This is a genomic window from Halobacillus sp. ABR2_026, from assembly GCF_056158545.1.
The window spans coordinates 2,104,966-2,123,289 of record NZ_JBSWTM010000001.1 but is presented as its reverse complement, the minus strand read 5'-3'; the positions used below and the strand labels follow the sequence as shown (position 1 = coordinate 2,123,289).

Annotated in this window: 19 protein-coding genes; 9 read left to right on the top strand and 10 right to left on the bottom strand. The window is 47.4% G+C overall.

Annotated features, from left to right (window positions below; translation table 11 throughout):
- Nucleotides 1–88: 88 nt before the first annotated feature.
- Nucleotides 89–970 (top strand): hypothetical protein, encoded by an 882-nt coding sequence (locus ACXADE_RS10980; protein ID WP_474980510.1) that lies wholly within the window; start codon nt 89–91, stop codon nt 968–970.
- Nucleotides 970–1,536 carry a hypothetical protein gene (locus ACXADE_RS10975; protein ID WP_474980509.1) on the top strand — a complete coding sequence of 189 codons (567 nt, stop codon included), beginning with the start codon at nt 970–972 and terminating at the stop codon, nt 1,534–1,536. The genes ACXADE_RS10980 and ACXADE_RS10975 overlap by 1 nt, the downstream gene beginning before the upstream one ends.
- A 30-nt stretch (nt 1,537–1,566) precedes the next feature.
- Here ACXADE_RS10975 and ACXADE_RS10970 read toward each other — a convergent pair whose 3' ends face one another.
- Both ACXADE_RS10970 and ACXADE_RS10965 read right to left on the bottom strand, forming a co-directional pair.
- Nucleotides 1,567–1,878 carry a hypothetical protein gene (locus ACXADE_RS10970; RefSeq protein ID WP_474980508.1) on the bottom strand — a complete coding sequence of 104 codons (312 nt, stop codon included), beginning with the start codon at nt 1,876–1,878 and terminating at the stop codon, nt 1,567–1,569.
- Nucleotides 1,879–1,935: 57 nt separating this feature from the next.
- On the bottom strand, nt 1,936–2,844 hold the full coding sequence (locus tag ACXADE_RS10965) for a DMT family transporter (RefSeq protein ID WP_474980507.1): 909 nt from the start codon (nt 2,842–2,844) through the stop codon (nt 1,936–1,938).
- Nucleotides 2,845–2,971: 127 nt separating this feature from the next.
- Here ACXADE_RS10965 and ACXADE_RS10960 point away from each other — a divergent pair, with 127 nt between their 5' ends.
- Together ACXADE_RS10960 and ACXADE_RS10955 are read left to right on the top strand one after the other, a co-directional pair.
- Nucleotides 2,972–3,544: a GNAT family N-acetyltransferase gene (locus ACXADE_RS10960; RefSeq protein WP_474980506.1), complete on the top strand. Its 573-nt coding sequence runs from the start codon at nt 2,972–2,974 to the stop codon at nt 3,542–3,544.
- A 4-nt stretch (nt 3,545–3,548) separates the two neighbouring features.
- Nucleotides 3,549–4,880, top strand: a complete 1,332-nt coding sequence (locus ACXADE_RS10955; RefSeq protein WP_474980505.1) for an NAD(FAD)-utilizing dehydrogenase — start codon at nt 3,549–3,551, stop codon at nt 4,878–4,880.
- A gap of 303 nt (nt 4,881–5,183) precedes the next feature.
- Here ACXADE_RS10955 and ACXADE_RS10950 read toward each other — a convergent pair whose 3' ends face one another.
- Entirely contained in the window at nt 5,184–5,906 is a 723-nt protein-coding gene (locus ACXADE_RS10950; RefSeq protein WP_474980504.1) for a 3-ketoacyl-ACP reductase, read from the bottom strand.
- A 120-nt stretch (nt 5,907–6,026) separates the two neighbouring features.
- On the opposite strand from ACXADE_RS10950, the gene ACXADE_RS10945 reads away from it, so the two are divergent.
- Nucleotides 6,027–6,326, top strand: coding sequence for a hypothetical protein (locus ACXADE_RS10945; RefSeq protein ID WP_474980503.1), 300 nt, complete (start codon nt 6,027–6,029; stop codon nt 6,324–6,326).
- Between the two features lie 47 nt (nt 6,327–6,373).
- Here ACXADE_RS10945 and ACXADE_RS10940 read toward each other — a convergent pair whose 3' ends face one another.
- The 6 genes from ACXADE_RS10940 to ACXADE_RS10915 all read right to left on the bottom strand — a co-directional run bounded on the left by ACXADE_RS10940 (nt 6,374) and on the right by ACXADE_RS10915 (nt 12,617).
- Entirely contained in the window at nt 6,374–7,522 is a 1,149-nt protein-coding gene (locus tag ACXADE_RS10940) for a Ger(x)C family spore germination protein (RefSeq protein ID WP_474980502.1), read from the bottom strand.
- Nucleotides 7,512–8,606 carry a GerAB/ArcD/ProY family transporter gene (locus ACXADE_RS10935; protein WP_474980501.1) on the bottom strand — a complete coding sequence of 365 codons (1,095 nt, stop codon included), beginning with the start codon at nt 8,604–8,606 and terminating at the stop codon, nt 7,512–7,514. The genes ACXADE_RS10940 and ACXADE_RS10935 overlap by 11 nt, the downstream gene beginning before the upstream one ends.
- On the bottom strand, nt 8,599–9,981 hold the full coding sequence (locus ACXADE_RS10930) for a spore germination protein (protein WP_474980500.1): 1,383 nt from the start codon (nt 9,979–9,981) through the stop codon (nt 8,599–8,601). Before ACXADE_RS10930 ends, ACXADE_RS10935 begins: the two co-directional genes overlap by 8 nt.
- Before the next feature lie 368 nt (nt 9,982–10,349).
- Nucleotides 10,350–10,892: an RDD family protein gene (locus ACXADE_RS10925; RefSeq protein WP_474980499.1), complete on the bottom strand. Its 543-nt coding sequence runs from the start codon at nt 10,890–10,892 to the stop codon at nt 10,350–10,352.
- Nucleotides 10,893–10,904: 12 nt separating this feature from the next.
- Nucleotides 10,905–11,903, bottom strand: a complete 999-nt coding sequence (sppA, locus tag ACXADE_RS10920; RefSeq protein WP_474980498.1) for a signal peptide peptidase SppA — start codon at nt 11,901–11,903, stop codon at nt 10,905–10,907.
- A gap of 264 nt (nt 11,904–12,167) precedes the next feature.
- Complete coding sequence (locus tag ACXADE_RS10915) at nt 12,168–12,617, bottom strand: ASCH domain-containing protein (protein ID WP_474980497.1); 450 nt, start codon at nt 12,615–12,617, stop codon at nt 12,168–12,170.
- A 114-nt stretch (nt 12,618–12,731) separates the two neighbouring features.
- Here ACXADE_RS10915 and ACXADE_RS10910 point away from each other — a divergent pair, with 114 nt between their 5' ends.
- The 3 genes from ACXADE_RS10910 to ACXADE_RS10900 all read left to right on the top strand — a co-directional run bounded on the left by ACXADE_RS10910 (nt 12,732) and on the right by ACXADE_RS10900 (nt 15,221).
- Nucleotides 12,732–13,172, top strand: a complete 441-nt coding sequence (locus tag ACXADE_RS10910; RefSeq protein WP_474980496.1) for a hypothetical protein — start codon at nt 12,732–12,734, stop codon at nt 13,170–13,172.
- A gap of 19 nt (nt 13,173–13,191) precedes the next feature.
- Complete coding sequence (locus ACXADE_RS10905) at nt 13,192–13,497, top strand: hypothetical protein (protein WP_474980495.1); 306 nt, start codon at nt 13,192–13,194, stop codon at nt 13,495–13,497.
- Between the two features lie 245 nt (nt 13,498–13,742).
- Complete coding sequence (locus ACXADE_RS10900) at nt 13,743–15,221, top strand: UDP-N-acetylmuramoyl-L-alanyl-D-glutamate--2,6-diaminopimelate ligase (protein WP_474980494.1); 1,479 nt, start codon at nt 13,743–13,745, stop codon at nt 15,219–15,221.
- Nucleotides 15,222–15,275: 54 nt separating this feature from the next.
- Here ACXADE_RS10900 and ACXADE_RS10895 read toward each other — a convergent pair whose 3' ends face one another.
- Complete coding sequence (locus ACXADE_RS10895) at nt 15,276–15,464, bottom strand: hypothetical protein (RefSeq protein WP_474980493.1); 189 nt, start codon at nt 15,462–15,464, stop codon at nt 15,276–15,278.
- A gap of 1,531 nt (nt 15,465–16,995) precedes the next feature.
- Here ACXADE_RS10895 and ACXADE_RS10890 point away from each other — a divergent pair.
- Nucleotides 16,996–18,303 carry a cytochrome P450 gene (locus ACXADE_RS10890; protein WP_474980492.1) on the top strand — a complete coding sequence of 436 codons (1,308 nt, stop codon included), beginning with the start codon at nt 16,996–16,998 and terminating at the stop codon, nt 18,301–18,303.
- The last annotated feature ends 21 nt before the right edge of the window (nt 18,304–18,324 follow it).

Sequence of the window (18,324 nt, the reverse complement as noted above, 5' to 3'; positions counted from 1 at the left end):
ACAACTGGGGGAGAGGTTTCAATTTTTCTCAAAGATTATGAAGGTAGAGGGCGGACTACAAATTGTATAGACGTTAGGAAGATTACATATGAATGGCAGATACTTGATCATCGCCCTGGGGATCATTGCGATCAGCTGGGGCGGCAATCTATGGTTCTATCAATCGAATCAATTGGAAGAACCGATATTTCTTAAACATTATTACGGAGGGGGCGGTGTGTTCAATCTCTATTATGTAGCGAACCGGGACGACTCTTCCCGGGTAGTAAGCGTCGAGCTCAGTGATGGGACGAAGCTGCATCCTGATGGTGCTTATGATCAATTCCCAGCTGGAGATCCTGCCTATGCGTCAAATGTCCAAAGCCGCTCGAATCATCATTTATTGAAGATGGTTAGATTCCATGAGCAGCAATTACAAGTACGTGGAGTCAATCATGAAGGGGAAGCCATCATTCATTTTAATGATGGGAAAACCTTCACTGCAGATATTGGCAAAGTGAAGGGTGGCCTTGAGAGGAAGAAGGACAGCCTCTTCCATTTTCAGAGCAGTTCAGGAAGCAGTAACGGCCGGTCAGCAAAAACCGTCTCCGTTAAGGAGGATGTGACGATCCAGTCGATCACACCGGCTTTTCCTGAAGCACAGCAAGCTTTTGAAATGAAATGGTATAGTCCTTCCCTGCAAAGACCCGGCAACCATCAGGAAGGGAAGAGTGTCATTAAGGATGAATCTGATGAGAAAGTCGCAGGGAGCCTTGAACAGATCCCATTTCCTTTCTCCATGGAGCGTGGGGAACGGCTGAGGGTTGTGACTCATGAAAAGCCGGATGTGCTCTATTCGTATTCCTATCCTATGATTGTAAAAGGAGAGACAGGGAACGGGCAACCGTTCACACACTATATTCTCGTCGCGAATCATCCGCAGTTCACTCCTGAGCAGATGGACCTGCTGATTGAAAGGAGGGGGGATTGATGCATCCCTTTCAACGCATTCTTACAGGACTGCTTCTCATTCTGATTGATATTCACCTCGGGAGTATTGAAGTTCTGCCTGATTTTGCCGGCTACCTCCTTATCCTGTACGGACTAAAAGGGTTGGAGGACCACTTGGCAGGCATAAAGAGCGCCCGCCTGCTGGCGTTGATGCTCACCATGGCCGCTCTTCCACAGATGTTCCTCGGTCAGGCGGCCGGGAATCCGGGCAGCTGGCAGCTGTATGGCGATCCCGTCATGGTTTATCATCAGGCGCTCGGACTTTTGAAGGTCATCCTATCTTACTATCTTTTCCGGATGCTCCTTGACTGGGCCGGTAAAAAAGGATTCGAGGAGCTGATGAAGCGGACGAACAAAGTGTTCATCATTTATATCACCGGTCATCTCATCTATTACACGTTCCTTCCGTTTACGATGAATATGAATGACCAGGTGGTCTATCCGCTTTACTTCCTTGCGCTCGCTTTTGTATTAATCATGGAGACCACCTTGCTCGTCCTGTTCCGGACCTACCATCATGAGCGATATAAAATCACCATCGAATGAGAAAAGCGCCTCGTCCTGAGGCGCTTTTTTCTATGCGGGCAGTTTTTCCTCTGCAGGATCTTGTTCCACGGCATCGATGAACAGGAAAATTGCCGTCAAAATGTGCATGACCATACCGACGAACGGCACCCAGCCGACGCAGGAAGTGACGATTCCAAGGACACTTCCTCTCGTTTCCCGACCTTTTTGCGTCGAAAGGATGAGGGTGATGATATGGAGGATGAGCATCACGGCGAGGGGTGTCCATAATAAAGAGAGGACGAACGTCCCGCCGACAAACGGAACGCCTAAAAACGCTTCAAAAGCCGCTGTCACCCACATGAGTACGCGGGCAGCTGACATACGATCACCTCCGCTTCTTCTTCAATGTATTATGAAGCTGGCTCTTTTAGAACGCCGTCAGGATGCGGACTGCTCCTTTTGTGGGGTGGGTTTCTTGTTCGTATCCTGGACGATGACGACTGATAACAGAACGATCACAACGCCTGCATATTGGTAAACCGTCATCATCTCTGCATAGACGAAGTACCCGACGAGGGTCGCAACGACAGGTTCGACGGTAGCGACGATGGAAGCCCGGCTCGACTCGACATGCTCCAACCCTTTCGTATACAAAAGGAATGGAAGAACAGTGGAGATCAGGCCAAGTCCAAGGATTAACAGACCGACGCGCACATCAAGAAGCATCTTCCAATCCTGCCAGAGGCCGCTGAAAGGGACGACCGCGACCGAGGCGAAGACGAACGTGTAGAAGGTGACGGTCAAAGAGCGGTACTTTTTCAGGACGACTTTTCCGAAAATGCTGTACAACGCATAAAAAAGTCCGGACCCGAGTCCGAAAAAGAGACCCGCCCAGGATAAAGACGCTTGGAATTGTGGCAGCAGCCCGATGACGAGTGCACAACCGATCAGTGTCGCGACGAGAGCGGACAGCTTTCTTCCGGTCCATGGTTCTTTGAAAAACACTCTCGAGAAAATGGTTACGAAGGCAGGAGCCGTATAGAGCAGTACAAAGGCAATCGACATCGAGGCTGTCTCGATCGCACTGAACAGGCACCAGTTGAATAAAGCGATGCTGATCACCCCGGTCCCGATGAAATACCGCGTATCCACCGGTCGGATGGTGAATAGAACCGGGCGAGCGGTCACCAGATAAAAGAATAACAGGAACATCGCGGCTGTCACGCGTAAGGCGACGACCTGGATCGGACTGAATCCATAGGCGTACAGCTCATTGACAAACAGTCCGATGATCCCCCAAAGGGAAGCCCCGAGGAATATCATGAAAAACGCACGGTTTCTCGTCATAAGATCCCACCTCCTTGTACAATATCCATCCATTATACAAAAATTCGGAAAGGTTTGAATATAGGTCTTGCAAAAAAATAGAAAATCTTGTTTGATAGAGGATAAGCCACAGACAGGGGGAAGAGAAATGAATCCAGTCATGCAAGAGATCCAAACACGTATCGAAACCGAACGACTCGTCCTGAAAATGCCGGAGCCCGGTGTCGGAGAAGCTGTCAATGCGTCCATCCGGCGGTCGATGAATGAGCTGAAACCATGGCTCGGGTTCGTCCAGGAAACACCGACTGTAGAGGATACGGAGGCGAATGCGAGGGAAGCGCATGCCAAATTTCTGCTCCGTCAGAACTTGAGGTACCTCGTCTACTTGAAAGATGACGAAACGTTCGTCGGTTCCACAGGTTTCCACCGGATGGACTGGGACGTGCCTAAATTTGAAATAGGGTACTGGATGGATACGACCTACATTGGGAAAGGATATATGCGGGAAGCGGTCGATGCGCTCACCCGGTATGCCCTGGACGACTTGGGAGCGGCCCGCGTGGAAATCCGCTGTGAATCGGAAAACAGTCGAAGCAGGAAAATCCCTGAGTCTCTCGGGTTTGAGCTGGAGGGGATTCTCCGCAATGAAGACTTGTCGGTGGATGGAAAGCGTTTGACGGATACTTGCATTTACGCTAAAGTCCGTGACAAAAGGGAGTGATCGATTGAATGATATGACGATTATCGGCGCGGGTGTCAGCGGCGTATTCCTTGCGCATACATTAGCGGAAGAACGTCCCGACCTGAAGATACATGTCCTTGATAAAGGAAAACCTCTTGCGGAGAGAACCTGCGGGGAGGAAGATGAGGGGTGTTCCTGTGTGGGACCCTGCGATCGTTACATAGGTTTTGCCGGTTTAGGGAAATCGGAAGGGAAATTCAACTATACGAATGATTTCGGCGGTGTTCTCGGTGAAAAAATCGGGGAGGAAAAGGCGCTCGGGCTGATGGAAGAGGTCGATGCCCTTCTTTGTTCCTACGGCGCCCGAACCGTTGAAAAATACAGCACAAAAAATGAGAGCTTATCAAACAAGGCGGAAGTTTACGGTTTGCGAGTGTTCTCCACAGAGGTTCGCCATTTAGGCTCTCGGCTTGCCCGTAAAATCTTTCAACAAATGTATGATCGCATGCATGAGCAAATGACCTTTACATTCGGAGCAGAAGTCCAAAGGATTTCGAAAGTGGATCACTCCTTTTCCATCGAGACGAATAAAGGGGAGTTCAGGAGCCGGAATGTCGTTATCGCTACAGGGATGAGCGGCAGTGACTGGCTGAAACCGGTGGCGGCGTCCATGGGACTTGTCCCAGGACGTACGCGGCTAGACTTAGGCATCCGGGTGGAAATGAAGGGCGATCAATTGGACAGCATCCTTCAGGAAACCTTTGAAACGAAGCTCCATTACCGGACCGATCACTTTTCAGCAACGACGTATTGCATGAACCCGAACGGGAGAGTCATTCGCAAATATCAACACGGATTGGTGATGGCGGACGGACAGAATCAGAACGAGCAGTCCCCGAGCAGCAATTTGAACTTCACCCTTTTCATACCGAAATATTTTGACAGCCAACACGAGGCGATGACTGAAGCGAAAAAGACAATCGGGTCTATCAATGGTGGAAAAGACAAGGTCGTCGCCCAAACCTACGGGGATCTGCTGGAAGGAAAAGCGACCAGCGATCTTTCCCGAGGAAAAGTCGTTCCTTCCTTGGAGGCGGATGCCGGGGACCTGCGTAAAGAAGTGCCCGCATTTTATGTGGATGCGCTGATGGAGTTTATAGAAGCGTTGGAAGGACTGATTGGCGAGCGTGTTGATATGGATACGGTCCTCTATGGTCTTGACAGCAAGTTTTACGAACCTAAGTTCATGACGGATGTGCGATTCGAAACGGACGTTCCCGGCTTGTATCTCGTTGGAGACTGCTCCGGTGAGACCCATTCCTTATCTCAAGCCGCCGCCAGCGGCATCTATCTCGCCCGGCAAATAAAAGCGTAACCTCAAGGAGGTTACGCTTTTGTTCTGATTCATGATCCTCTTAGTCTTTTGGCCACATAAGGAAGAAGCCGGGAGCAAAAAATGCTCGCTCATCAAAGCACAAAATCATCATCTATGTGACGTCTTTCCGGTTCTCCAATAAAACTAAGGTTACCGGGGGCATGGCAAGACTCCTATGGGATGTAGAGAGCATCTTATGGAAAGCAGATCATTCCACCGATCAATTCCCGCAAATCCTGAGGCAGGAAGAGTGGGCTTCCGCGCCCTTAAAGAGGATCATTCCTATTAAGTAAGAGCCCCTTTTTAAAAAGGATTGGTAGCCCATTGGAGAGACTGTTTGATGAAGATCCGCGGGTGAAGTTTGAGTTGGGACACCATGTATTCCGCGAGGTCTTCCGGCTGCATGTATTTCTCTTCATTCTGACCATCCATATCTTCCCCGAATGCAAGCTCTGTCGCGACAAGGCTCGGGTTCAAAGTGAACACACGGATATTTTCTTTGCGCACTTCCTGCATGAGCGCTTCCGTCATGCCTTGGATCGCGAACTTCGATCCACTGTAAGCGGTGGATCCCGCTGTCCCTTTCAAACCACTGCTCGAAGAAATGTTGATGATGTCCCCTTGATTTTTCTTGATCATCGACGGGAGCACCGTACGAGTGACGTGGTATGTACCATATACGTTCACTTCAAACGTGCGTTTCCACTCTTCCGGTTCGAGTTCTAAAAACTTTCCGTACACCCCGATGCCTGCGTTGTTAATGAGGATATCGGCATCTCCAAGATCTTCCTGCAGATGTTGAATGGCCGCTTCCACTTCCTCAAGATTGGAAATGTCTGCAGGGGCGATGGATGCCTGGACTCCGTAAGATTTTGCTTCTTCCGCCACTTGTTCAAGCTTGCTTTCAGTCCTGGCGATTAACCCGACATGAACCCCTTCTTTTGCAAGCTGCAAGGCGGTTGATCGTCCGATTCCGCGCCCGGCGCCTGTGATGTAGGCGATCTTTCCACTGATTTCCTGACCCATGAATACCACTCCTTTTCACTGTTAGTTCAAAGTGTACGGGTTTGCTCGTTTGAAATCAAAAAGAAAGCCTCTACATGGTAAACTTTTCTTTTGATACACTAACGAGAGAGGAGGGGTGATATGGAAACGTTCATTCATTTAAGGCCTGTATTCATGGTATTGATAGTTGCTTCGGCTATATTCTCCTTATCACTGGTCATCCTGAAAAGAGAAAAAGTGAACGGATGGACCGTTTTTATCATGACAGCGACAATTCTCACGATCGGGAGCGTCTGTCTCTATGCGAGTGGATCCATCGTCGATGAGTTCGCTATGGGTGGAGACCCCATGTCCTTTTATCTTTATCTGGCGTTGTTCCCGGTCAGTCTGCTGAATGTTCTGATCTACTGCTTCAAACCTGCACGTCCCACGGATTCGTGAATGGATAGGAGAGCAAGAATGTGAGGACCTCTTGAAGGTCCTCCTGTTCATTCGGTATTGAAATTCTGAGTTCCGAAATCCGTAATATCCACATCGACTTCGATGGTAAAGGGGACATTAGGAAATTCTTCGCTCCATTCATTCTCATGTTTCTTCCAGTAGCGGGGTTCATGGATCTGCACCCATTGGGAAACATTCAGAAAATCGATCTTGTATTCTTTTTGAGCAAGCTCTAGCACACGCTGGACTTTCTTCTTGATGGCTTCGTCTGCCGCTTTTTCAATCTCCTGTTTCCAGCCTTTCTTATAGACATCTCTTCCCGTACTCCAATCCTCTGCAAGCACCGTGGAGGTTTTGATCTGGACGGTCATTTCCAATTGATCGTTGGTTGTTTTTGTTTTGAACTTCGTTTTCGATCCTTTGATTTCAAGAATGATTGGACCATCTTCAATGTCATCTTCATCTAGATAAATAAAGCCTCCAAGGACGGTATTGTGCATATAACGGACGCCTTCCATATCCTCGACCTCGATCCACCCTACATAGTTCGAGCTTTTCGCCTCAATGATGCCTGCCCCGGATGATTTGATTTTTCCTTCGTTTAACGTGATGCCCGGGATGATGAAGCTTTTTTGTTCAGAAATGAACTGGCTCATATCGCCGATGGATAAGTTTTTCGGATTGGCGTTGTTCTTCTGATAATTTTCACTGAGCGATTTAATCTGGATGGCAGGGAAGAGCTCTTTCTCCGGTTCCGTGTTGAGAACATCGAGGACGGGTTCTCTTGTCATGAAAACAAGGGTCGTCCGTCTGAATTCATGATCTCTGATGAATAAATCGATGACCTGATCCACGCGCTCCTTTTCAAGAAGTGTTGTAGAGGCTAGAATCGATTTCAAATGAGTGTAGTTCGGCGGTCGATTGCTTTCCAAAGAGTTATTGCGGATGATTTCAAAAAATGTCTTTCCGGATTGGGAGATGTTCTGAAAAGGGACGCTCTGCGGTGAACTGTCCTGCTGGGTAGGGATTTTTCCAGGAACGACGTACTGGTTGATCATCGTCAAATCATCGTTATCTTCATTGACATCCAACCCGAGGCCCGTGATGATCCCGACATCCTCGATCTCCTTGATGTCCCAGCATCCCGAGAGCATCAGCAGAGTGCACAGGAGTAGGAAGAGTCGTTTAAGCGGCATACGTATTCCCCCTGATTAAAGATACGGTAAGCAGCAGAGCGGGAAGGACGACAATCGCTGCTACAGATATCAATTGGATATGAACGGAATAGCTGAACACTTCCGTCAGACCTTTAGGAACTAACGTCAATATATAAATCAGAACAGCAGCGACAAGTAAAAACCACCGGCTTGTCGAGAACATATTTTTAAGGCCGAGCGTCATCGTGTACATGTAAGCCGTGAACGATGTGAATGCAGTCGTCAGCCATCCGAAAAGGAAGACGAGTTCAAACCGTTCAAAAAAGAATCCTTGGAATTCAATGCTTTTGGCCATTTCAATCGTCGGAAAGGTGATTTCCTTCAGCTCTCCGACACCTAACACACCAATCGAAATCATATGGAAGACAACATAAATAATCGCTGTCACGCCGATACTCGTCCACATGGTGATGAGCAGATCCTTGGCTTTCTTCTTTTTTATCAATTTGGAGAAAATCAACAGGAGTTCCATGCCGAGATAGGAAAAAAAAGTGACCTGGGCAGCGGTGACCGTAGTCCATACATTGCTTCGTAAAATGGGCCGTACGTTATTGAGGTCAAAGTTCTTAATACTTAATAAACAAAGGACGATGAACATGAACATCATGATCGGAAAATAAAGTTGGAAAAAGCGGACGATGTCACCTGCTCCATTGTAGATCAAGTACATGCTCACAAGCAGAAAGGTTCCAATGACAACATACAGCGGGGTCGTATCCAGCAGGTAATTGTTGATGATTCCGGCTGTGACCCGCAGAATATAAGCTGCTGTAATCAGGCTGTAAGCCGTGAAAAGGAAGTTGAACAAAAAACCTATGAATTTTCCCATGATCTGTGAACTCATTTCATAGAAGGTCAGACCGGGATAACGGATGGCAAGTGCTACGTAAATACAGGAGATGACTGATACCGCAAGCGCTCCAAAAATGATGCTCAACCATAAATCCGGAGAATCGACGGCCTTAGCGAGATCACGAGGCATGAGAATGATCCCGATGCCGATCATCGAAGAAATGAAGACGACGATCAATTGCAGGATTGTCAGTTGTTTCAAATCACTCAACGCGTCCTCCTCCTTTTTTCAATTTGAAGCGGATCAATGAATCCTTCCAGCGTTTCGGATAGAAAGGAGCGAACGGCTCCAAGTAAGGGACCGAGAAACTTTGCAGGTGGATAAGATGTATGCTGACTATAAAGATGGCCAGAATCAGTCCATAAATGCCGAGAAACGCTGCTGCAAACAGCATGACGAAGCTGATCGTCCTGAATGCCAGACTCAGCGCATAGTCAGCGATCGTGAACGAACAGATGGCAGCGAATGAAACGACGATGACCATCAGTGGACTGACGATTCCGGCCGTTACAGCTGCTTCGCCAAGCACGATCGCTCCAACGATACTGACGGCAGGACCAATGGGTTTCGGCAGCCGGATGCCTGCTTCTCTCAGAGTTTCAATGGTGACCTGCATGATTAGTGCTTCCATGAATGATGGAATGGGAACGCCTTCTCTCGTTTTTGAAATGGAAATGGCAAGGTCCGTCGGGATCAATCCATGGTGATAAGAGATCAGAGATATGTAGATCGACGGAAGCATAACGGACATCAGTGCAGCCATATACCGCATCAACCGGATAAGAGACGCGGGGATCCACTTGAAGTTGTAGTCGTCCGCCTGTTGGAACAAGCTGTTTAAAGTCGTCGGGCAGAGCAGGACAGAAGGAGACCCATCGATGAAAATCGCGACTTTCCCTTCGACGAGGGCACTTGATACTTTTGTCGGTCTTTCTGTTTCCTGAATTTCCGGAAAGAGAGAATAATTGTTTTTCTCAATCAACTGCTCCAAAACCCCACCATCAGGAATGTAATCTTCCTGGACGGCGAGAATCCTTGAACGAACATCATCAAGCAGGGAGGCATTGACCGATTGATCGATGTAGGCGATCGATACGTTGGTGAACGAACGGGTGCCGATCGTGAATTCTTCAAATTTTAAATCGGTTGTTCTCAAATGGACGCGCAGAAGAGCGATGTTCTGTTCCAAACATTCAATGAATCCATCGCGCGATCCGCGCAGCGTCATTTCAGAAACGGGTTCCTGAATCGACCGATAGGCGAACTGAGCGGTGTCGATGGCATACACTGTCTCCTGTTCGATCAACAACGTATACCCATCAAGCAGATATTGATCGACGTCATCTTGGTTCTGCAGTTCAAGCAGCGGGTCCGCTGAAAAAGCATGAAGGAGGACGGTCGACTCCTTTCCTTTCCATTCCTGAAGAGGCAGGAGAATCGCGTCCTGTATTTGTTTGATATCCGTGATTGCTGGTATGTAGAGGACATGGACCGTATGTTCAGCAAGGTCCAGTTCCTTGATGGTCACGTGGTGATTTTTTCGTTTATCAAGAAGGATCTGCTCAATATTCAACGGTTGATCCATGGTCTCCCTCCGTTCATTGATCGTTTAGGCCTAGTATGTGCAGTTGCATGGGGATTACTCGGAGGAAGACATACCAAGGAGCATGGATTTAGATCGTTCGAATGAGGGGCTTCACATCTGACTGTCACTTCTTTCTCACCTATGATGAAATTGAAAGCAGTCCATTACATGGAATGTTTCCTTCTTTCACACAATAGAGGAGAAGGGAGGTATCATGGATGGGTGAAAAAGCGAAGAACAAAAGTAAAAAAGATTTGAATGCTCTCCGTCGTGAAAAAGGGGAGAAAAACGGTACGGGCAAACAAGATCCAACCCGATAATATGAAAAAACGCCTGACCTCCTAAGAGTCAGGCGTTTCTATTCTCGCTTACACCGTTTGCGGCGGGTGTTCGATCGTATCATTCAGTGTTTTGAATTTGTTTTTGATGACGGACGTATCCGCAAACAGATCGTGGATCCCCTGGTGGCGTCTAGTGAACGCAACGACAAGATAAGGGATACCGAATACAGCCATGCTGATATAACGTCCGATACACTCACGGAAGATGATTTGACCAGTCGTCAAGGTGTCGCCTTTCAAGGAAACGACCGACAACCCGAGAATCATTTTTCCTAATGTGGAACGGAAATATTTCGTCATCAGGATGAAATAAGCGAAGAAGATCAAAGACGTTGTAATATTCACCGCACTGAACAATGGAACCCAAAGCTCAGCATTCTCAAGGTTCAGAAGCCTCAGTAACGGTCGGGTCACGATGGTATTGACGCTCCAAATCACAATGAGGTCGATGATGTAGGCGAGGAAACGGGATCCGAAACCTGCGTACAACAGCTTTTGGAGGTCTTTTTTCTGCTCATGGAGCAGTGAAGACAAAGGTTCTTCGCTTTCCTTATGATTGATGTGATCCATACATATCCCTCCTTAGTCTGTGTACATGTACATCATCCGCGGACCTTGACGCTGGCTGATCAATTGTTCGATGTAACGGATTTCACTGTTCGGCATTAAACTTTCAGCAAGCGGCAGGTTGAAGAAGGATGCCATTGTATTTTTGTATTGGAACACTTGTGGATCGCCGCCGATTTCTTCTTTCAAGGCCTTCAACGTATCTTCACGGAAACCGATGTCGTCCACTAATCCATTTTCGACGGCTTGTTTACCTGAATAGATCCGCCCGTCAGCAAGCTCTTTCACGCGGCTTTCAGACATGTCGCGGCCTTCGACGATGACATTGACGAATTGTTGATACGATTCATCGACGATCGTTTGCAGAATCTCACGGTCCGCTTCGGTCATCTCTTTGGTCGGGCTCATGATGTCTTTGAATTCGCCACTTTTGATCGTATTGAATTTCACACCATATTCATTGGCCAATTCCTGATAATTGACGCTTTCCATAATGACACCAAGCGAACCTGTGAACGTGTCATTACTCGCGAAAATGCGGTCCGCAGGCGTGGATACATAATAACCGCCGGAAGCAGCCATATTCCCCATAGAGACGTAAATCTTTTTGCCGGCTTCTTTCACTTCCAGCAATTTGTCATGGATTTCCGCACTTTCATAAACGCCTCCACCCGGTGAGTTGACGTATAGGTGAACGCCTTTGATCGATGCGTCTTCTTTGATCGTCTCCAGCTTCTTCAGGAATCGATCATGCTGGTAGCCGCCACCACTGAATGGATTCGTATTGGAGCTTGGGTTATCGATGATCGCTCCTTCTAAGCTTAACTCAACAATTCTCTGGCTCCCAGATCCTCGTTCGATGACTTTCTCTTCCAATTTCTCGCTGTTTGTGAATAGTCCCATGGCTTCATTCTCGGCTTCATCACTTTCGAAGACCGTTCCGATCAGCTGCGTGACGAGGGCAAGAATTAAAATGACGACAGCAATGATGCTGGCTGTAACTCTTTTACTCATATGTAAGCTCCTTTCCTTCCTTTACTCAGATTTCAACCATACCATATGTATGGTCGTTTCAAATACTGAAGAACCCTTTTATCGTTCTGACCTCTGTTTTACGAGGGGAAGGGGATAGAAGTTTCAAGTTTTGGAAAGTTTTTTTATTTTGAATTTGTACTTTCCTGCGCATGACTGCCCATGACAAAGAACAGAGTCCTCCAGAGGAAGTCGGCAGGCCTTTGTTTTGGAAAATGACTAAAGGACGGAAGGGTGTTCCGTCCTTTAATCTGGGTTCACATGGACCAGTTGGAACCTTTCGCACACGAGGTCCATGTCTTCCTTGTATTCATAACCGAGTTCATCTGCTTCTTTCTGATAAAACTCCTGATGGACCTTTAGCCAGTGGTTATAAGACAGGTCGCCTTCTCCTTCGGCGCGGGCAAAGTCTTCGTCGACTTTATTGAAAGGAATCACGTCCACTTCTGTCGTTTGAATGATGGCTGCAGGTTCGTATTCCCCATTCAGAATGATGTTGTATTCTCCGACTTCCGGAAGAGGTTCGTTCTCAATCTCATACGCCTGACGCGCGGAGCAGGTGGCTGTTTTCATTCCATCCATCACTAACCGTGCCATTCTATCAGGTGCTGTGCCGAAAGCCCATGCTTTGACCTTCGTAGGTTTATCTTTTCCCTGCCAATAAAGATTCCAATATGCTTCCGCTGACTCATTCATGAACATACACTCCTTTTTATCCGTTTTCGGATGGTCTCTACTCTCATTATGGGATGTTATAATGAAATCCATGCACGCGAGGATTACATAAACGGGGAGGGAAGGAGGAATTCTGTGTATCAAGCTAAACCGCCACGCTGGATCTTTTCGCTATTCGCCCCTCTTTTTTTGGGATCGTTAAGTATATCTGAGACGAGCTTGTGGGCGCTGATTCCGCCCGTTACTGCTTTTCTGTTTTTTGCTGTTTCTTTCCAAATGACGGTGGGGACGTTTATCACATATGAAATTCGCTGGTTCAAATTTACGGTTTACAAGAGGAAGTTCGCCCCATCTGATATCAAAACGATCATTTTACGAGTTGGAGGATGGGGAGAGCCTGCTGGAACCATTAAGAGAATAAATGGGTGGAATGTGCGGCTTGTGAACTACCATTCTGTAGCACTCCTTTCAGATGTCGAGCGGTTTGCTGAGGAAAACCAGGTCCATTTGGAAGAACGTAAAAATTACCGGGCGGTTTTTGAAGGAAAGAAACGAAAAGAAGAACGTTCAGCTTGATCGTTTTGGAGGTGTGGATATGAAAAAATGGATGTGGAGCGGCATTCTCCTGTCTATCTTTATCATCGGTGGCGCGTTTGCTTTCATTTTGAAAGAAGGGAATGCAGCCGTTGGAACCAGTCGGGTTTATAAGGACGGAGAATTATCTCTCAACATCCGTTCCTTAAAAGGCCGTTATGAAATAGATACATATACGATGGATGAAGAGAAGGAAGTGGCTGTTCCCTATGCTTCTGAAATTGGAGAAGGAGATGTCACATTGATTATTGAAAAAAACGGGGGGGACGTTCAAAGAACATCGTTTAGGTGGAAACGAAGAGAGTGAGCTGCGTATGACGATGAAAAAAGGAAGCTATACGTTGCTTCTTCAAACAGAGAAAGCGGAAGATATTGATTTGCAGCTGGTGCTGGCAGGAGAATAAGAGGAAAGAGAAATAGGAGGAGATTTCCAAGTAAATGGCTGTAGTATTAAAATTCATTTACATCTCATCGACATTCCGCCAAGTCCACGGTCTTTTCTATTAGAATAGGTCGTGAAACGTGTAACCTATCTCAAAGGAGAGCCTGACGATGAATGTACAACAGCTCATACAACTACTTCAACAAGATCAGAAAACACACATCGATCACCATCAACTTATCACCGGTGTCACCGACGATTCCCGCCAAGTGGAGGAGGGGAACGTATTCGTTGCTGTGAAAGGTTATCATGCGGACGGCCATGAATTCATCCAGGAAGCCATCAGCAAGGGAGCATCCGTCATTGTATCTGAAGAGGCCGGGGACTACGAGGGAGTGGTCTTTCTTCAGACGGAGAATACCCGCCGGGCGCTTGGCCAGATTGCCAGTGCTTTTTATGGACACCCCTCTGCAGATAAAATCGTCATCGGCGTAACAGGAACGAACGGAAAAACGACGACGACTCATATGATTAAGCATTTGTGTGAGGAAAACGGCTGGTCATGCGGCCTATTAGGCACCATCGATTATAGTGTGAACGGCACCGCTGTTCCTGGAACTCAGACGACTCCAGGTGCCCCAATGCTGCAAAAACTCCTATCGGAAAGCTCTGATAAGGTCATCGTCATGGAAGTATCCTCCCATGGCCTCGATCAGTACCGTCTTGAAGGAGTGACGTTTGACTATGCCGTCTTCACGAACTTATATAAAGATCATTTGGACTACCATGATTCCATGGAGTCCTACTTTCAAGCGAAAGCCAAGTTATTCCATATGCTAAAACCTGGAGGAGAAGCGATTGTCAATACGGACGATGCGTGGGGGGAGAAACTTTCCTGTTTGTTGAAAGAAAAAAGCATCCCTGTTACCAATATTGGGAAGCACAAAAGAAATGATGGGGAAATTCAGGATATTGATACCCGCAACTTTACCGGGAGCCTTTATTATGAGGGAGAAGCGTGGAATATTTCTTCTCCACTTCAAGGGACTCACAATGTGTATAACACGATGCAGGCGTTCCTCGTGGGCAGGAAAATCGGATTGACTTTTTCGAATATGATTGATTCCATCCAGAATCTGTCCGGCATTCGCGGTCGTTTTGAAAGATTAGCCATTCCGAATGGCCCACAGGTGGTCATTGATTATGCGCATACGGCAGACAGCATCGGACACGTTCTCGATACCGCCAGACAGCAGGGGGCGGTATCCTTGACCCACGTGTTCGGTTTCCGGGGAGATCGTGATGAGTCGAAGCGGGCAGAAATGTTGGCTGCTTCCGCCAGGCGTACGGATGCCTATATTTTGACGCTTGATGATTTGAACTCCGTTCCGTATGAAACCATGGTCGATGATCTCGGAACGCTTCAGGAGTCGTATGGCGCACGATCAGGCACGATCATCCCCGATCGTACCCTTGCCATCACAGAAGCTATCGAACGAAGCGGACCGGGAGACTGGGTCGTCATTACCGGCAAAGGCCATGAATCCTATCAGCAGACCTATCATCACCCTTTTGATTCCGACAAAGACCTGGTCCAGCATGTACAGCAGAAAAAAGAAGAAGTTATGAAAACTGACATTCTTGCATGAACCTGTTTCTTAACAGGTTCTTTTTTCGTCTGATTTTAAGGGGGAATAAAGGAATTATCTGTTTTCCCGTTTTTTCCATTTCCAGCCGTTCGTAATGACTCCCACCAACCCTGAAGCAGCCAGTATGTAAGCGACGATGAGAGGGATATCTTCGAGCTGTGCTGTAAACAACCGGAAACATCCGACCATCAGGATGATAAAACTTCCGATCAAGGCTATGCCTGTCTTCATTTCTTCATTCATATCAAAGACCTCCTTTTCTATCTCTACTAGACTAACACACTACCCGTCATACGTTCATGTACTAAGGGGGGAGCGGGGGATGATGAAACGCTCTTCCTTTTGATCCATAGAAGAGCTATGGATGTCTATAAACCTTTGTTAACGTATGTTGTTGATTTTCAAACGGAATCCTGAGCTTGTCTTATTAAAGACAAGGCTCTGTTAAAGTTCGGTGTTGATATTTGCATCAACGGATGGAAGGGACAATGAATGATAGGAAAGGTGAAAGTGGATTAATTTCAAAGTATCAAAACCTTTAGATGATCTCCTTTCACGATGTAACCATTAGAATCTTGTTGGATTATGATTTCGAAACGGAGCCTTTCGCTACATGGCAGGATTGTTTAAGACTCCGTTTCGAGAGGATTCGGGGTTCGTTATTGTGTTGAGTGCCAGGGGTGACTGGGAAGCTACTCGCTTTCCTGTGGGGGAGTGGCGAGCTTCCTCGGGCTTATCGCCCTGCGGGATCTCGCCGATCTCCTTTCTCCCACGGGAGTCTCGCAGCTTCCCAACCACCCCATTCGATCATGCGAAAAACGAACCCCTTTACCAACGTTGGATGGTCTTCCATTACCCCGGTTGTTGTAAGCATAAAACGCTATGTATCAAGATTTCAAGGTTCGATCATCTCGGTTTGGGCGTATAATCCTTATCCTCTCACCAACTAGAATAGCTGATGATTCATGAAGGGGCTTCGAGAACCTGATCTAGTCAAGGGGCGGAGGGGGATGGCGAGACTCCTATCTTAAGTGTGCAGGCGCCTAGTACAGAAGCGAGGGAAGTCTCACTAGCCGCTAGGCGCAGAAACCGGATATCTACGAGGAAAAGAGTGTTGGGTGAGACCCCGCAAGGCGTAAGCCTGAGGAGGCTCACCGCGCTCCCGCGGAAAGCGAGTCATCGCCCGCAGCCCCTAACTCCCACACAAACATCTCGAAGCTGAGTCTTCAAGAAATGGGAGCTTTAGTTGAATAAGATAATTATTAAAATGAAGAACCTCCATAAAATTCGAAGTTCCTTTTTTGCAGTACTATTAACATTAAACTTTAACAGAGCCAAAGACAAAGTTGTACAAGTGTTAGTTCGAAAGGTTTAGGGCTGTGCATCACCTGCTTCTGCGTGACCCCGCAAGAGGAATTTTCGTAGATGGCCCCGTTCTAAAAACAGTGTTTTTAGTAGGCAGTTACACTTGGCATAGAGATTCATTCTTCCCCGCTAATCAAGATGAAGTCTTCCATACAAAAGCAGTCGTTTTCAAGGGTCCAGTATAGTGAAGGGCAGAGGAAAAAGGGGACACCCTGGAAGGTGGATCCCGAAGAGGGTCAGGGCCTGGCCCGTGGGAAGCGAATCCTGACGTGGAGCTTCAAACATCTCGAAATGAGTTTTATGTGACAAAGATCAATGCGACACCTCAACAGAGCCTTCTATATAAGATCGAACGAATAAATTCTTCTTGAAACTAGTACCCTCTAATAGAAAGGGAAGGGGGTACCTTATGCAAAAATGGAAGAGTCATTCACCGCTGGGACAGTTACCGGCATTCAAAAAGGATCCACTCGCATTTCTCATGGAAATGGAAGCGACACAAAAACCAGTCACGAAGTTCAGGTTTGCCCATAAGCCTGTTTATCTGCTCATGCATCCCGCTTTGATCCAGGAAGCACTCGTACGTAAAGCGGATTCTTTTTATAAATCCAAGCCTTTTCAAGAGTTGTCGCCGCTTCTCGGTAAAGGGTTGTTATTAAGTGAAGGAGACTTTCATAAACAGCAGCGGAAGAACATTCAGCCGTTCTTCACACCATCACACATCAACCGCTATTGTGAGACGATGAGATCGGTCGTCAGGCACCACCAGGATCAATGGAAGGATGGCGAACGTCTTTTTACAGAGGATCTGAGGAGTTTGACGCTCCATATCATTACAGAAACAATGTTCGGTACAGAACGGCAGAGTGATCATGATGTGGTCGGCCAACAGTTGGATACGGCTATGGAAATCGCAACCCAAAGAATCCGCAGTTTCGCAAAATCGCCCCGGTCCCTGAAAACCGTCCGGAATCGGCTGTTTGATGATGCGGTCACAAAACTTGATGAGGTCGTCTATTCCATCATCGAACAACAGCAAGGAGGCGACCATCTTCTCGGCGTCCTGAACGATGCCGAAGATGCCTCTGGCAGGAAAATGGACCACCGTCAGCTTCGAGATGAAGTGATGACTATCTTTCTGGCCGGTCATGAAACAACTGCAGCCGCGCTTTTGTGGACCCTCTATTTGCTGATCTCCCATCCTGATTGTTATCAAAAAGTAGAAAGTGAAGTGGAACAGGTTCTTACAAGTGATACGCCATCTCTGGAAGAAAGCGGATATTTGTCGTACACAAAAAAGGTCATCCTTGAGAGTATGCGTCTCTATCCGCCCGCATGGATGTTCGGGCGCCGGGCCAGTGAAGACGTAAACCTAGGTTCGACGTTCATCAAAAAAGGATCCACGGTTTTAATCAGTCCATATGTCATGCACCGGCACCGCAGGTACATTGATTTTCCAGAAGAGTTTCTTCCGGAGCGGTTCGAAGATGGACGGTTAATCGGAGCCCCGGACTACTTGTATCTGCCTTTCGGCGGCGGGTCCCGCGTTTGCATCGGGCAGCATTTCGCGATGCTGGAGATGCTCGTCATCCTTTCTTCCATCATTAAAAATTTCAGGATTAAAAACGTTCCTTATCCTTCACCAGTGGTCCCGAACCCATTGATTACCCTTCGGATGAAACACGGATGGAACGTACGCTTGTCGAAAAAACAGTAGGGACCGTATACCCACTACCTG